At 30.3% G+C, this 15504-nt stretch carries 14 protein-coding genes; 7 read left to right on the forward strand and 7 right to left on the reverse strand.

Translation table 11 applies throughout. The features are described 5' to 3' along the window. Window position 1: 1 nt before the first annotated feature. From ABDX67_RS11900 to ABDX67_RS11910, 3 genes are read right to left on the reverse strand one after another with little or no spacing between them, the layout of a single operon-like run. Window positions 2-1081 carry a DegT/DnrJ/EryC1/StrS family aminotransferase gene (locus ABDX67_RS11900; protein WP_347175256.1) on the reverse strand — a complete coding sequence of 360 codons (1080 nt, stop codon included), beginning with the start codon at window positions 1079-1081 and terminating at the stop codon, window positions 2-4. Window positions 1082-1084: 3 nt separating this feature from the next. Beyond that, window positions 1085-2356, reverse strand: a complete 1272-nt coding sequence (locus ABDX67_RS11905) for an ABC transporter ATP-binding protein (RefSeq protein WP_347175257.1) — start codon at window positions 2354-2356, stop codon at window positions 1085-1087. Window position 2357: 1 nt separating this feature from the next. Further along, window positions 2358-3221, reverse strand: coding sequence for an ABC transporter permease (locus ABDX67_RS11910; protein WP_347175258.1), 864 nt, complete (start codon window positions 3219-3221; stop codon window positions 2358-2360). Window positions 3222-3357: 136 nt separating this feature from the next. On the opposite strand from ABDX67_RS11910, the gene ftcD reads away from it, so the two are divergent. Both ftcD and ABDX67_RS11920 read left to right on the forward strand, forming a co-directional pair. Then, window positions 3358-5052 carry a glutamate formimidoyltransferase gene (ftcD, locus tag ABDX67_RS11915; RefSeq protein ID WP_347175259.1) on the forward strand — a complete coding sequence of 565 codons (1695 nt, stop codon included), beginning with the start codon at window positions 3358-3360 and terminating at the stop codon, window positions 5050-5052. A 3-nt stretch (window positions 5053-5055) separates the two neighbouring features. Further along, on the forward strand, window positions 5056-5517 hold the full coding sequence (locus tag ABDX67_RS11920; protein ID WP_347175260.1) for a GNAT family N-acetyltransferase: 462 nt from the start codon (window positions 5056-5058) through the stop codon (window positions 5515-5517). On the opposite strand, the gene aroQ is transcribed toward ABDX67_RS11920, so the two are convergent. Then, window positions 5512-5925 (reverse strand): type II 3-dehydroquinate dehydratase, encoded by a 414-nt coding sequence (gene aroQ, locus ABDX67_RS11925; protein ID WP_347175261.1) that lies wholly within the window; start codon window positions 5923-5925, stop codon window positions 5512-5514. The two genes, ABDX67_RS11920 and aroQ, sit on opposite strands and share 6 nt — an antisense overlap. 42 nt (window positions 5926-5967) lie before the next feature. Here aroQ and xerD point away from each other — a divergent pair, with 42 nt between their 5' ends. Further along, complete coding sequence (xerD, locus tag ABDX67_RS11930) at window positions 5968-6876, forward strand: site-specific tyrosine recombinase XerD (RefSeq protein ID WP_347175262.1); 909 nt, start codon at window positions 5968-5970, stop codon at window positions 6874-6876. 153 nt (window positions 6877-7029) lie between these two features. Here the strand turns inward: xerD and rny are convergent, their stop codons facing one another. From rny to ABDX67_RS11945, 3 genes are all read right to left on the reverse strand, one after another. Then, on the reverse strand, window positions 7030-8598 hold the full coding sequence (gene rny / locus ABDX67_RS11935; RefSeq protein ID WP_347175263.1) for a ribonuclease Y: 1569 nt from the start codon (window positions 8596-8598) through the stop codon (window positions 7030-7032). Window positions 8599-8827: 229 nt separating this feature from the next. Then, a complete protein-coding gene (locus tag ABDX67_RS11940; protein ID WP_347175264.1) occupies window positions 8828-9121 on the reverse strand; it encodes a cell division protein ZapA in 294 nt (97 codons plus the stop codon). Window positions 9122-9136: 15 nt separating this feature from the next. Next, entirely contained in the window at window positions 9137-9427 is a 291-nt protein-coding gene (locus ABDX67_RS11945) for a hypothetical protein (RefSeq protein WP_347175265.1), read from the reverse strand. Window positions 9428-9595: 168 nt separating this feature from the next. Here ABDX67_RS11945 and ABDX67_RS11950 point away from each other — a divergent pair, with 168 nt between their 5' ends. The 4 genes from ABDX67_RS11950 to ABDX67_RS11965 all read left to right on the forward strand — a co-directional run bounded on the left by ABDX67_RS11950 (window position 9596) and on the right by ABDX67_RS11965 (window position 15417). Next, window positions 9596-11293: a M23 family metallopeptidase gene (locus ABDX67_RS11950; RefSeq protein ID WP_347175266.1), complete on the forward strand. Its 1698-nt coding sequence runs from the start codon at window positions 9596-9598 to the stop codon at window positions 11291-11293. A gap of 26 nt (window positions 11294-11319) precedes the next feature. Further along, complete coding sequence (locus ABDX67_RS11955; protein ID WP_347175267.1) at window positions 11320-13767, forward strand: TonB-dependent receptor; 2448 nt, start codon at window positions 11320-11322, stop codon at window positions 13765-13767. Window positions 13768-13778: 11 nt separating this feature from the next. Then, complete coding sequence (locus ABDX67_RS11960) at window positions 13779-14477, forward strand: SGNH/GDSL hydrolase family protein (protein ID WP_347175268.1); 699 nt, start codon at window positions 13779-13781, stop codon at window positions 14475-14477. A gap of 136 nt (window positions 14478-14613) precedes the next feature. After that, complete coding sequence (locus tag ABDX67_RS11965; RefSeq protein ID WP_183490593.1) at window positions 14614-15417, forward strand: DUF6090 family protein; 804 nt, start codon at window positions 14614-14616, stop codon at window positions 15415-15417. Window positions 15418-15504 lie beyond the last annotated feature (87 nt).

A 15504-nucleotide genomic window follows, 5' to 3' on the forward strand; every position in this document is an offset into this window, starting at 1 on the left:
ATTAAAAAGATATATTAATTATTGAACAAATAAGCTTTAAATTATCTTCTGATAATCCAACATATAAGGGCAAGCATAATACTTTTTTTGAAATATCTTCTGAAACAGACATTTTTACGTTTTCAACATAAGGTAAAGAATTTAATGACGGGTAGAAATAACGTCTTGGAAAAATATCTTTTTTATTTAACAATTCTTTACAACGTAATAAAGCGTTTTCATTTTTAAAAATTACTGGATAATAACTATTATTCCATTTAACATTATTTCTAATCTTAATTTTACTTAAATGATTAAAATTTAAATTTTCATCATAAAAAGAAATTACTTTCCTTCTTTCCTTAAGTATAACGCTCATATTTGGCAACACAGCTAACCCCATTGCAGCTTGTAATTCAGAAATTTTTCCATTAATACCAAGTCCAAAGAACTCAAACTCATTCTTATGACCAAAATTATGACTATAAAAAAGTTGTTTAAATAACTCTTTATTTGAACAAAACATTGCTCCTCCCTCTCCAGTATGGAATATTTTTGTTGCATGAAAACTACAAGTACTTACATCTCCATATTCAAATATGGATTTATTTTTATATTCTACACCAAAACAATGTGCAGCATCATAAATAATTTTTAAATTATTTTTTTGCGCTATTTTTTCAATTACTTCCACATTACAAGGGTTTCCAAAAACATGAGTCGCTAAAATTGCAGTAGTTTTATCTGTAATTGCAGACTCAATTTTAGTTTCATCTATGGTTAAATATTCTGGGTGAATATCAACAAAAACAGGTGTACAGTTTTCCCAAACAATTGATGCTGTTGTCGCCACATAACTAAACGGAGTGGTAATGATCTCTCCTTTTTTAGCTAAAACTTTTAAAGCTATTTGCAGAGGCAATGTGCCATTTGTAGTAGTAATTAAGTCTGAACTTTTTAAAAACTCTTTTAATTTAGTTTCTAACTCTAAAGCTAAAGGACCTCTATTAGTTAGCCACGCTTTATCCCAAATTCGATTTAATTGAAAGGTATAATCTTCAATGGACGGTAAGAACGTTTTTGTTACATTAATTTTTTTCATTTTTTAATGAATTCTTTTCCAATTTAATTTAGGCTTTACAACCCCTTCTTTACCACCAGAATATCCAAAACCTCTATTTTTTGGAATAATTTCAAATTGTAAAATATCTTTTACTCTACAGACACCTCTTCCGTTATGAACAAGAATAACCCTAGAAATATTATATACTCCTTCATTCATCAAGTTTTCAGGTATTATAGCTTCTTCTTTATAATATCCTTCATTTACAACATTCTCTTTTTCAAATGAAGAACTTACAAAAACTAAACTTCCTAATTCATCATGAATATGAAAAGTTATTCCTAATATATGTTCTCCTTTTTCTTTTTTAAAAAATTCAAATTCTAATTTTAAAGCATCCCCTTCTAAAATTAATCCGTTTTCCCGTTCCTTTAAAGGACCTACTTTGGCATGAATAAATTGTGCAAAATCATGATTATTTGCATCTAGTGGTATTGAAATTTCTCTTTTATCTTCTGTAAATTGTTTTAAATATTCAGTAACTGCATTATTTATTTCCCCTACAAATTGTGTTACGCCATTTCTTAATACCATACCTGTGGTACACAAACTTTTTACTGCTGCCATATTATGACTCACAAACAACACAGTCCTTCCGTCTGTTCCTGAAATATCTTGCATTTTACCAATGGCTTTCTTTTGAAACTCTGCATCACCAACAGCCAACACTTCATCTACAATTAAAATATCTGGTTCTAAATGAGCTGCAACAGCGAAAGCAAGGCGAACTTTCATTCCGCTTGAATACCGTTTTACAGGTGTATTAACATAGCGTTCGCAACCAGAAAAAGAGACAATTTCCTCTAATTTATCTGCTATTTCTTTTTTGGTCATTCCTAAAATAGCACCATTCAAGAAAATATTTTCTTTACCTGTCATTTCTGGATGAAAACCCGTACCAACTTCTAAAAGTGAAGCAATTCTTCCTTTAGATTTTATCGAACCAGTAGTTGGTCCAGTAACTTTAGATAGCACTTTAAGTAGCGTAGATTTTCCCGCACCGTTTTTACCAATAATCCCGAGAACCTCTCCTCTTTTTACTTCAAAATTAATATTTTTTAGTGCCCAAACATATTGTGAATCACTTTTAGTGCTTCTGTCATTAGATTCGCCAATTTTTAAATATGGATCTTCTTTTCCTCTAATTTTTGCAAAAAATCGATTTAAATCATGGCTAATAGTTCCTGTACCAACCATTCCTAAACGATATTGTTTAGATAAATTTTCTACTTTTAATATTACATCGTCTTTCATCCTAAATTGTATCAATAAAACTTTTTTCAGTCTTGTTAAAAATAAGTAATCCAAGTATAAAAACAACAAACGAAATTAACAACATATAAAATATATCTATAGGTAAAACTCTAGCATCTATAGTAGGAAAAACAATTTTTCTAAAATTTTCAATAACAATTGTCATAGGATTATATTCAACTAGCCAAGAATAATTAGGAACTTTCTCTATAATCAATTCAACAGGATAAACAACCGCAGACAAATACATTAGCAATTGTACACCAAAAGAAACTAAGAATGTTAAATCCCTATATTTTGTTACCATCGAAGATATTATCATTCCTAAACCTAAACCTAGAGACCCCATTGAAACAAACAAAAAAGGAAGATATAATAAATCAAAAGAAAAACTAAAGTCTAATGCGTTTATAGAAACAAAATATATGTAAAATACAATAAAGATAAGTAATTGAATTCCAAATTTTAATAAATTTGAAACAATTATAGACATTGGCATTATTACTCTTGGAAAATATACTTTTCCGAAAATTTGTTCATTTTTCTTAAATGTATCTGATGTGTTAATTAAACAATCTTTAAAGTAATTCCAAGCTGTAATTCCAGCTAAATTGAATAAAAAAGGAGGGATTCCATTCGTAGAAATATCAGCTAAATTATTAAAAACCAGCGTAAAAATAACTGAAGTAAATAAAGGTTGTATAATATACCATAAAGGCCCTAATATTGTTTGCTTATAGAGCGTAATAACATCTCTCTTTACAAAGAGCATTAATAAATCTCTATACCTCCAAAGCTCTTTTAAATTTAAGTCAAATAAGTTTTGTTTTGGGGTAATTTCAAAAAGCCATTTATCATTCTTCATTCTTAAAATATAGGGATTGAACAAATTTTGGGGAGATCTAAAGCAAATATAGTTAATTCTTAAGAAATTTTTACAATTCTTCTTTAATTATAAATCGATATTTCTTTACTTTTGAATTCAACAAACAAAACTACCAATGAACAAACAACTTATAGAATGTGTGCCAAATATTAGCGAAGGACGGGATTTAAATAAAATTAATACCATCGCAAACGTTGTAAAAGAAGTTGATGGCGTTAAATTACTTGATATTGATCCTGGAAAAGCAACGAATAGAACTGTTATTACTTTTGTTGGTGAGCCTAAAAATGTAATTGAAGCTGCTTTTAGGTTGATAAAAAAAGCATCAGAATTAATAGACATGAGCAAACATTCTGGTGAACATCCAAGATTTGGCGCAACTGATGTTTGTCCGTTAGTTCCGATTGCAAATATTTCAATGGGAGAAACTGCAAAGTTTGCGCATCAATTAGGAAAGCGAGTTGGAGATGAATTAGGGATTTCTGGATATTTTTACGAAAATGCTGCAACTTCTGATGAACGCAAAAATTTAGCAACGGTTCGTTCTGGAGAATATGAAGGCTTAAAAGAAAAGCTAAATAATAAAAGCTGGAAACCAGACTTTGGACCATCAGAATTTAACAAACAAACTGTTACTTCTGGAGTTACGGCAATTTCTGCCCGTGATTTTTTAATCGCTTATAACGTAAACTTAAACTCTACTTCTACAAGACGTGCAAATGCAATCGCTTTTGATGTTAGAGAAGCTGGAAGAGTTTTGCGTGAAGGAAATCCTATTACTGGAAAAAAAGTATTGGATAAAAATGGCGAACCAAAAAGAGTTCCTGGAAAATTAAAAGCGGTAAAAGGAATTGGTTGGTTTATTGATGAATATGGAATTGCACAAATTTCATACAATTTAACAAACATCAGTATTACATCGATGCACGAAGCTTTTGAAGAAACTGTTTTATCGGCAACAAAACGTGGATTAAGAGTTACTGGATCAGAATTAGTTGGTTTGGTTCCACTTCAAGCAATGCTGGATGCTGCAGATCATTTCTTAAAAAAACAAGAACGTTCTTTGGGAGTTAGCGAAAGTGAAAAGATAAAAATTGCTATAAAATCCCTTGGATTAGACGATTTAAAACCTTTCAATCCGCAAGAAAGAATTATAGAGTACGTGATGAATGCTGATGCTGATAAAAAATTAATCGACTTTACAGTTAAAGATTTTGCCGAAGAAACAGCTTCAGAATCTATGGCGCCTGGCGGCGGAAGTATTGCTGCTTATGTTGGAGCCTTAGGTGTTTCACTCGGAACAATGGTTGCAAATTTATCTGCGCACAAACCTGGTTGGGATGATCAATGGAAATACTTTTCTAATTGGGCAGAAAAAGGTCAGAAATATAAAAATGATTTGTTGTTTTTAGTTGATGAAGACACCAATGCTTTTAATAAAATTATCGACGGATTCAGATTACCAAAATCAACAGAAGAAGAAATAATCATCAGAAAGAAAGCAATTGAAGACGCTACAAAATATGCAACTGAAATTCCGTTTAAAGTGATGGAAACTGCATGTAGTTCTATGGAAGTAATGTTAGAAATGGCGAAAAACGGATTGCAAAACTCGTTATCTGATGCTGGAGTTGGAGCTTTATGCGCAAGAACCGCAGTTATTGGGGCATATTTTAATGTTCGTATCAATGCTAAAGATATAAAAGATAAAGAGTTTGCTGACAAAATTCTTTCTGACGCAAAAAATATTTATGATAAAGCAATTGCTCTAGAACAAGAAATGATGGCAATTGTAGATGCAAAAATTTAATACATGATAAAAATTTCTATCATTCCTTTTGAAGAAAAATTTGTAAAGATTTTTTATGATTTAAATGTAGAATGGCTGCAAAAATACTTTTATGTAGAACCTTATGACAAAAAAGTTTTGAGCAATCCACAAGAATATATTATTGATAAAGGAGGCTTTATTTTTTTTGCAACTTACAAGAATAAAATTGTAGGTACTGTTGCATTAATCAACAAAAAAGAATGCTTTGAGTTGAGTAAAATGGCGGTGCTACCAAAATATCACGGACAAAAAATTGGGCAACAACTCATGGATTATTGTATCGATTTTTCTAAAAATAAAGGTTGGAAAAATATTATGTTGTATTCTAATAGAATTTTAGAACCAGCAATTTCTTTATATAAAAAAGTAGGATTTAAAGAAGTGGAGTTAGAAAAAGATGTTTATTACGAAAGAGCAAATATTAAGATGAAATTAGAATTATAAAAAACTTTCAATTGCTAATTCGTAACTTTTAATTCCAAATCCAGAAATTACACCTTTTGCATTTGGTGCAATAAAACTTATATGTCTAAACTCTTCTCTTGCATGAACATTAGAAATATGTACTTCTACAACTGGAGTTTCAATACCTTTTACTGCGTCTCCAATTCCGACTGATGTATGTGTGTAAGCAGCCGCGTTTAATATAATCCCATCATAATTAAAACCAACTTCGTGTAATTTATCAATTATTTCACCTTCTATATTTGATTGAAAATATAACAATTCTATTTTTTGATATTTATTTTGTAGATTTTTAAAAATAGCTTCAAAAGTTTCAGAACCATAAATTTCTGGCTCTCTTTTTCCTAATAAATTTAAGTTTGGTCCGTTTATAATGATTAGTTTCATAAAATGTTTTAAAGTTGTAAATATAAACTTTATTTTTAGCTAATGAAATGGCAAAACGCACTTAAAGATTATCAATTGTTTTTAAAAATAGAAAGAGGTCTTTCTAAAAACACGATTGATAGTTACAGGCGTGATATTCAAAAATTGATGTATTTCTTGGAAGAAAATGAAATTACGGTTTCTCCAATTAAAATTGATATTAGAATCATTCAACGTTTTATTTATGAAATCGCAAAACAAGTAAAACCAACAACACAATCAAGAGTGATTTCTGGTTTGCGTAATTTTTTTGATTATTTAATTTTTGAAGATTATCGTTCTGACAATCCCACAGATTTGATTGAAACTCCAAAAATTGGAAGAAAATTACCCGATACTTTATCGGTAAATGAAATAAATGATTTAATAAATGCTATTGATTTAAGTCATCCACAAGGAGAACGAAACAGAACTATTTTAGAAACCATTTACAGTTGTGGTTTACGAGTTAGCGAAGTAATTTCTCTAAAAATTTCTGATTTATTTTTTGAAGAAGGCTTTGTAAAAGTACTCGGAAAAGGAAATAAAGAACGCTACACGCCCATAAACTATAACACTCAGAAATATATTCTTTTTTACATCAAAGACATCAGAAGTCATATTTCTCCTCAAAAAGGATTTGAAGATACGCTGTTTTTAAACAGAAGAGGAAAAGGTTTATCTCGTCAAATGATTTTTATGATTATTAAAAATTTGGCAATTAAAATCAATTTGAATAAAAAAATTGGGCCACATACATTGCGTCATTCATTTGCTACACATTTACTAGAAGGCGGTGCAGATTTAAGAGCAATACAACAAATGCTTGGGCATGAAAGTATTACAACTACAGAAATTTATGTACATTTAGATAAATCGTATTTAAAAAATGTGGTAGAAAAATTTCATCCAAGGAAAAACAACCCATCCTAATCTTCTCCAAATCCCATCTTAATCTTCCCAAAGGGAAGAAACTCATACCGAAAATGGTATTTAAAAAAAATCCTGCCAATAATTTAGCAGGAAATTCAATATATATCTTATTTATTTGAGTGTTCTCCTCCTTTGGAGGAGTTAGAGGAGGATTTACTTTGCTACGTTTACAGCTCTTGTTTCTCTAATTACTGTAACTTTAACTTGACCTGGATAAGTCATGTCATTTTGAATTTTTTGTGAAATTCCAAAAGATAATTCCGCAGCTTTTTCATCATTTACTTTAGCACTTTCTACCATAACACGCAATTCACGTCCAGCCTGAATTGCATATGCTTTTTGAACACCATTAAATCCGAATGCTATTTCTTCTAAATCTTTTAAACGCTGAATATAAGAATCCAATACTTGTCTTCTTGCTCCTGGTCTTGCGCCAGAAATTGCATCACAAACTTGTACAATCGGAGACAATAAACTTTTCATTTCTATCTCGTCATGATGCGCTCCAATTGCGTTACAAACTTCTGGTTTTTCTCCATATTTTTCTGCCCATTGCATTCCTAATAAAGCATGTGGCAATTCGCTTTCTGCATCTGGCACTTTTCCTATATCATGCAATAAACCAGCGCGTTTTGCCATTTTAGCATTTAAACCCATTTCTGAAGCCATAATTCCACATAAATTAGCAACTTCTCTTGAGTGTTGTAATAAATTTTGTCCGTAAGAAGAACGATATTTCATTCGTCCAACAGTTTTAATTAACTCTGGATGTAATCCATTTATTCCTAAATCGATAACAGTACGTTTACCAACTTCTATAATTTCTTGTGTAATTTGATTTTCTGTCTTTTTTACAACTTCTTCAATTCTCGCAGGATGAATTCTTCCGTCGGTAACTAATTTGTGTAAAGACAAACGTGCAATTTCTCTTCTTACTGGATCAAAACACGATAAAATAATTGCTTCTGGTGTGTCATCAACAATAATCTCAACTCCTGTTGCAGCTTCAATTGCCCTAATATTTCTTCCTTCTCTACCAATAATTCTACCTTTAACATCGTCTGATTCTAAGTTAAAAACAGAAACACAGTTTTCTACTGCTTGTTCTACTCCAACTCGTTGAATTGTACTAAGTACAACTTTTCTAGCGTCTTGTTCTGCGGTCAGTTTTGCTTCTTCAATTGAGTTCTGAATAAAAGCCATTGCATCAGCTTTAGCTTGCTCTTTTAAAGTGCTTACTAATTCTTTTTTAGCTTCTTCTGCAGATAATCCAGAAATTTGCTCAAGCATATCAACTTGTCTATGATGCATCTTGTTTAAGTCACTTTCTTTCTTTTCTAAAAAATCTAACTTATAGGTAAAATCGGCTTCTTTTTGCTCTAAAGATTTGTTTAATCTTTTTGTTTTATCAACTTCTGAGGCTATTTGAGATTCTCTATCGCGAATTCTCTTTTCTACTTCAGATATTTTCTTTTCTCTAGATAATATTACTTTTTCATGCTCAGATTTTAGTTCTATAAACTTTTCTTTTGCTTGTAATATTTTATCTTTCTTTAGTGATTCTGCATCAATATTGGCTTGTTTAAGTATTGAAGTTGCTTCTTTTTTTGTACTATTTAAAAGCTTTTTCCCTTTAGATTTTTCAAGAGCTTTCGCAATTATAAACCCTATAGCAACTCCTATAAAAATTCCCAACAAAGCAGGAAGTATCATTCCATCCATAATTTTCTATTTATATATAAAAAAAGCCTACATCAGTGGTTTTTTTAAACTCCATTATGGCATTTATAGGATTAACTAATTGATCAAGGATCCATTTAGAAACTGAAAATAAATTCAGAACTTGTGGCTTGCTTTTACAATTATGACTCATCCTTCATAATTGAATAGTGTTGAGTTTAATAAACTTATACTAACGTAGGCAGTGTATTGTAATTCTATTTTAATGAACTTAATCTAAATGAGATTGTAACATTTCATTTAGTTTATTTATTTTTTGTAAAGCTTTATCTGTATTATCATTTTTATCAATAGACGAAATTTCTAATTGTGATGCAAAACGCAAGGCACACATTGCCAAGACATCTTGTTTGTCATTAACTGCATAATTTTGTTCGTACAAAGAAATTAAGTGATTAATATTAGCTGCAGCTTTTCTCATTCCTTCTTCTTCTTGTGTATTTTTAACACTTAAAGGATACGTTCTTCCTGCAATTACTACATTAATTTTTAATTTTCCTGACACTGTTAATGAACTTTTTTATTCGCTTAATTGAACAATACATTTATCGATTTCTCGAATTAAAGCATTTATTTTGAGTTTTGTTTCTCTTGTACTATCGTTACTGCCATCAATAGTTTTTGCAATTTTTAAAAGTTCAAATTTTTGATTTTGATCTTCTATCGTTTGCTGATTCCTATTTATTTGAAGTTGTAATTTACCAACATTTTGAAGAAGAATTTCGTTTTCTTCTTTTAAAAATTCATAATTAGCTAAAAGTGTTTTTAACCTATCTTCTAGTAAATGAATTGCTTCTAGTGTTTTACTCATCAATTTTCTGAATCAAAACTATAACAACAAAGTTAACATTCTGAAACCTAAAACACAAAAAAATAGACTCTTTTTAACTATTAATTTCTAAACTGCTGTTAATTAGCATTCTAAAATTTTGACTTTTGTCTGCTTTATATTTTTACTATTTTAGCTAAAAATTGAGATTTGAGACCAGTATTTGTATTTATATTCCTCTTTACAACTTCATTATTTTTTGGGCAAAAAAAGTATCCTACTAAAGATTTTAGAAATCCTTTAGACATTAAAACTATTTTGGCTGGAACATTTGGTGAACTTAGAACAAACCACTTTCATGCTGGAATAGACATTAAAACGCAACGAAAAGAAGGTTTAAAAGTGTATGCCGTTGCAGATGGTTATGTTTCTAGAATTAAAGTGGCGCTTTGGGGATACGGCAAAGTAATTTATATAACGCATCCAAATGGTTACACTTCTGTGTACGCACATCTTAGTAAATTTGGTGACGGAATTGAAGAATACGTAAAGTCAATTCAATACAAAAAGAAAAACTACGAAACTGGTAATATTTTTCCTAAAAAAGGAGAAATTCCTGTAAAAAAAGGGCAAGTAGTTGCGTATTCTGGAAGTACTGGCGGATTTGTTGCTCCGCATTTACATTACGAAATTAGAGATACAAAAACAGAAAAAATTATCAATCCGTTATTGTTTGGCGTTAAAGTTAAAGACACCATCGCTCCAAAGCTTAAAGGTATATTTGTGTATCCGTTGTCAGATTCTACTCGAATCAATAAATCAGTAAAAAAATCGTTGTTGTCGTTTAAATCTATCGGAAATAACACATACACAACAAATAGAATAAATGCTAAAGGCCCAATTGGATTTGGTGTTCAAGTGTACGACCAATTAAACGGCGCTAATAATAAAAACGGAATTTACAGTTTAGAAATGAAAGTAAATGGGCATCAAGTGTATCATCACGTTCTTGAAACTTTTTCTTTTGCAGAAAGTAAATATATTAATTTGTTGATTGATTATGATAATTACGCTCGTTTTAAAAACAAGTTTCAGAAAACGTTTAAAGAGAAATCAAATAAATTAAAAATTTATAAATCATTGCTAAATAACGGAACTGTAAACATAAAAAACGGGTTTAATTATAAAGTAGAAATTATTGCGTCAGATTTTGTTGGCAATAAAACTACAGTTAGAATTCCGATAAAAGGTGTTGAAAGTAATGTTGTATTTAGACAAGCAAAAGACACAACTGCATATAAAATTATAGCTAACAAATTCCATAAGTTTGAGCAAAACGGCGTTAGTATTGCGTTTCCAAAAAACACTTTTTATAATGATGTGTATTTAGATTTTAACGTTGAAAATAATATTGCAGAAATTCACAATCCAAGAATTCCGTTAGATAAAAGTTATACCTTAACTTTTGATGTTTCTAAATACACAGAAGATGAAAAAAGTCAACTATATATTGCAAATGTTAATAACAAAAAATATCCTTCTTATCAAAATACAAGAAAGAAAAATGATAAATTCTACACTACAACAAAAACTTTAGGTAAATACACTTTATTATTTGATAAACAGAATCCTGCAATAAAATTAATCAACTTTAAAAGTGGTCAATGGATTACAAATCAGAATAAAATTATTGTAAAAATTGATGATAAAATATCTGGAATAAAATCGTACACTGCTACTTTAGATGGCGAATGGATTTTGATGGAATACAACTTAAAGAAGAAGCAAATTGTGTATCATTTTAAAGATAAAAAATTAGTTGGCGCCAAACATCAATTAGAAATAGTTGTAGAAGATAATGTTGGAAATACGAATACACTTAATGCTACGTTCTATAAAAAAGAATAAATTAGCGTTTTAAACAAAACATTTTAGTGAAAAAACTTTTCCTTCTTATTTTAATACTACCGTTTTCGATTCTTGGACAAAATACCACAACTCTAAAAGGTGTTGTTATCAACAAACAAAATTCGCCAATTAAAGATGTTGCAGTTACGTATTTAAATACCGGAACCACAACCGATGCAAAAGGCTATTACGAACTAACAATTCCGATTCTGAAAACAATAGAAGTTGTATTTAGTCATGTTTCTTACTTAAAGCACACCAAAAAAATTACTTTACGAAGCAAAAGAGTACTTACCTACTCGCCTATTCTAACTGCTTTAAATAATGAGCTAAACGAAGTTGTTATCAAAAACAATAAAAATGCAGCAAAAGGAATAAAATCCATTGATGCTGCTAAAGTAAAACGATTGCCGGGCGTAAATGCTGGCGTAGAAAATTTATTAATGACGTTGCCTGGTGTAAATAATAACAACGAATTAAGCACGCAATACAATGTTAGAGGTGGAAATTTTGATGAAAACCTTGTGTATGTAAACGGAATTGAAGTTTACAGACCGTTTTTAGTGCGTTCTGGTCAACAAGAAGGTTTGAGTTTTATCAATTCTAATATGGTGCAGAATATTCATTTTTCTGCTGGTGGATTTCAAGCAAAATATGGCGATAAATTGTCATCGGTTTTAGATATTACGTACAGAATACCAACAGAATTTAAAACACAAGTAGCATTGAGTTTGGTTGGTGCAAGCGCAACTATAGAAGGACAAACCAACAATAAAAAAGGAAGCGCACTTATTGGTTTACGTCACAGAAACAACAGTTTGTTTGTAAATAGCAAACAAATAGAAACCAATTACAAACCAAGTTTTACAGATGTTCAAGCATTTGCAAGTTATCAGATAAATGATAAATTAAATGTAGATTTTTTAGGAAATTTTTCGCTAAACAATTACAACTATACTCCTATTTCTCGTAGAACTCGTTTTGGAACGTTGCTAGATCCAATTGAATTGATTGTTTTTTACAGCGGACAAGAAAAAGATAAATACATTACAAGTTTTGGCGCTTTTAAAGCGGATTACAAACTCAACGAAGAAATTACATTAAATGCGACAGTATCAATGTATAACACGCAAGAAGAAGAATATTTTGATATTTTGGCTTCGTACAATTTAGGCGAAGTTGATGGCAATTTAGGTTCTGAAAATTTTGGAGAAGTAGAATTTTCTACTGGAATTGGCTCACAATTAAATCATGCAAGAAACGATTTAGATGCTTTAATTACCAATTTGCAATTGAAAGGAATTTACAAAAAGGACAACAATCAATTGGAAGTCGGAATTAAATATCAAGTAGAAGATATTAAAGACCGAATTATAGAATGGGAAGTAATTGATTCTGTTGGATTTTCCATTCGTCCGCCACATCATTCTATAAATGATCAACCTTACGATCCATATCAAGGCGCATTGCAACCGTATCAAAGCATTAGAGCAACAAATAATGTAACAATCAATCGTGTTTCTGGTTTTGCGCAATTCAGCAGAAAAGATTTCTGGAACGAACATCAAATTTGGTACAATGTCGGAATGCGTTTTCAGAATTGGTCTGTAAAAGCAAACGGAATCGCATCAGAAAGTCATTTTATATTTAGCCCGAGAGCACAATTTGCCATCAAACCAGATTGGGAAAAAGACATGTTGTTTCGTATTTCTGGCGGATTGTATTATCAACCACCATTTTACAAAGAATTGAAAGACAATTTGGGAGGAATTCATCCAGAAGTAAAAGCGCAACAATCGATTCATGCAGTTCTTGGAAACGATTATAGTTTTACACTCTGGGAACGCCCTTTTAAATTAACTACAGAAATTTATTACAAACATTTAAGCAATGTAAATCCGTACACGGTAGATAATGTTCGGATTCGTTATCAAGCAAAAAACAACGCCACTGCGTACGCAACAGGAATCGATATTCGGTTAAACGGAGAATTTGTTCCTGGAAACGAAAGTTGGATTAGTTTAGGTTTGCTAAAAACACAAGAAAATATTGACGATAAAGGTTTTATTGACAGACCAACAGACCAACGTTTTAAATTGGGAATCTTGTTTCAAGATTATGTGCCAAATTTACCAGATTTAAAAGCGTATTTAAACTTGGTGTACAATTCTGGCGTTCCTGGAGGTTCTCCAAGTTATGCGGATGTCTATAAATTTCAAAGTAGATTAGGTGCTTATAAACGTGCAGATTTAGGCGTTTCTTACATTTTTGTGGATAAAAACAAAAAAGCAACTTCTGGCTGGCTTCGTAATTTTAAAGAATTAACTGCCGGATTGGAATTGTTTAATTTGTTTGATATTAACAATTCGATTACCAATACTTGGGTAAGAGATGTGTATTCTAAAACCATGTACGGAATTCCGAATTACATGACAGGAAGAGTGTTGAATTTTAAAATTGGAGTGCAGTTTTAAATTGTAGATATATGAAACATGTTTTTAAGTTTTTTCTGTTTACTTTTCTATGGCTAAATAGTATAATTTCTTTTGCTCAAAAAGATACTTTAAAAGTGCTTTTTGTAGGAAATAGTTATACGTATTATTCAAATTTACCAAAAATGGTTTCTGACCTTTCTAAAAACTCATCCACATTTATTAAAACAAGAATGAGTGCAATTGGTGGTGCAAGATTAAAATATCATTACAACAATGAACGTGGTTTAAAAACAAAGGAATTAATTAAAAATGGAGACTTTGATATTGTTGTTTTACAAGAACAAAGTATGGGAACTTTATCCAATAAACAAGAGTTTCATTTCTATTCAAAAAAGCTAAGTGATTTGATAAAGAAGAAAGGAGCTAAACCTTATTTTTTTACAACTTGGTCAAGAGAAAAAGCTCCTGAAACTCAAAAAATAATTACAAATGTTTACAAAGAAGCTGCTGAACAAAACAATGGAGTTGCTGTTTTGGTTGGAGAAGCATGGAAGCTTGCAAAGAAAAAACAACCATCAATTAAATTATATACTAAAGATGGTAGTCATCCAAATTCCCTAGGCACTCTTTTAACTGCAAGTGTTTTTCTGAAAAAACTTATAGGACTTTTACCTTCAAAAATAGATAACACAAGAAAACTAGATTTTAGTTCTTTAGAGTTTTGCTTTCAAATTGCTAATCAATTTTAAAAAACAAACATCTTTAGCTATTAATTTAGCTTGTTTCTAAACGTATTTTTCGATAACTTCGCTAACACTGAATATAATTCATTAAAACGGAATCATATTCGTTTAGTTGTGCTTCATTATAACCAACCGCTAACCAATGATAAAATTCTTTAGAAAAATTAGACAAAAATTACTCTCTGAAAATAAATTCAGTAAGTATTTGATTTATGCAGTTGGAGAAATCATTCTTGTTGTTATTGGAATACTAATAGCATTGCAAATTAACAACAGCAATGAAAGAAGTAAACAACGAAAAGTTGAAATAAGTTACTTAAAACGATTATTAGTTGATTTAAATAAAAACGAAATTCTATGGAAAGACACTCACACAAGACGTAAAACTCAAGTGCAGCATATACAAAATACAATAGCTCTTAATTTTAATAAACAAAAAGATACCATTGACTATATAAAATTAGCAGAGAATTTGAAATTCGCTGTAACGTGGAATAATATTAATCCAACACAAGACACATTTTCAGAAATGTTGAGTAGTGGGAATTTAGACATCATAAAAAATGATTCCATTAAAATAAAACTAATTGCATTGAACAATAATTATACGTCGATAATAAATTGGGACAAAACATCTGAAACTACTCACAAACGTATTATGCAGCATTCAGAAGGTCTTTATAATGCCAAAGATTTTGCGCCTTTAAGTCCTGTTTTTTCTGAATATGTAGATATAAAATTCGCTAAAAAAGATTTTGAAAACGCAATGAGCGCTTTGAAAAACTCTATATCAAATATGATTGATAACAAACTTGTTATGAATAATTTAGACGTATTAAGCGATAATTACCATAGACAATTAAGTGCTTTCAAAAAATTAGAAAGCGATGTCAGAGAATTAAATGATTTAATTGCATTGGAAATAGAGAACAGAGCCGATGATTAAGGTCTTTCGTAAAATCAAACAAATTAATTAAATAACGAAAGCACAACAACGTATATAATCCATTGCTAGTACTCGCCTACTTACGAA

This window comes from Polaribacter uvawellassae, assembly GCF_039748955.1.
GTDB lineage: Bacteria > Bacteroidota > Bacteroidia > Flavobacteriales > Flavobacteriaceae > Polaribacter > Polaribacter uvawellassae.

Coding starts and splice junctions, on each gene's coding strand:
- ABDX67_RS11900 (WP_347175256.1), bottom strand. CDS start 1,081: ATGAAAAAAATTAATGTAACAAAAACGTTCTTACCGTCCATTGAAGAT.
- ABDX67_RS11905 (WP_347175257.1), bottom strand. CDS start 2,356: ATGAAAGACGATGTAATATTAAAAGTAGAAAATTTATCTAAACAATAT.
- ABDX67_RS11910 (WP_347175258.1), bottom strand. CDS start 3,221: ATGAAGAATGATAAATGGCTTTTTGAAATTACCCCAAAACAAAACTTA.
- ftcD (WP_347175259.1), top strand. CDS start 3,358: ATGAACAAACAACTTATAGAATGTGTGCCAAATATTAGCGAAGGACGG.
- ABDX67_RS11920 (WP_347175260.1), top strand. CDS start 5,056: ATGATAAAAATTTCTATCATTCCTTTTGAAGAAAAATTTGTAAAGATT.
- aroQ (WP_347175261.1), bottom strand. CDS start 5,925: ATGAAACTAATCATTATAAACGGACCAAACTTAAATTTATTAGGAAAA.
- xerD (WP_347175262.1), top strand. CDS start 5,968: ATGAAATGGCAAAACGCACTTAAAGATTATCAATTGTTTTTAAAAATA.
- rny (WP_347175263.1), bottom strand. CDS start 8,598: ATGGATGGAATGATACTTCCTGCTTTGTTGGGAATTTTTATAGGAGTT.
- ABDX67_RS11945 (WP_347175265.1), bottom strand. CDS start 9,427: ATGAGTAAAACACTAGAAGCAATTCATTTACTAGAAGATAGGTTAAAA.
- ABDX67_RS11960 (WP_347175268.1), top strand. CDS start 13,779: ATGAAACATGTTTTTAAGTTTTTTCTGTTTACTTTTCTATGGCTAAAT.
- ABDX67_RS11965 (WP_183490593.1), top strand. CDS start 14,614: ATGATAAAATTCTTTAGAAAAATTAGACAAAAATTACTCTCTGAAAAT.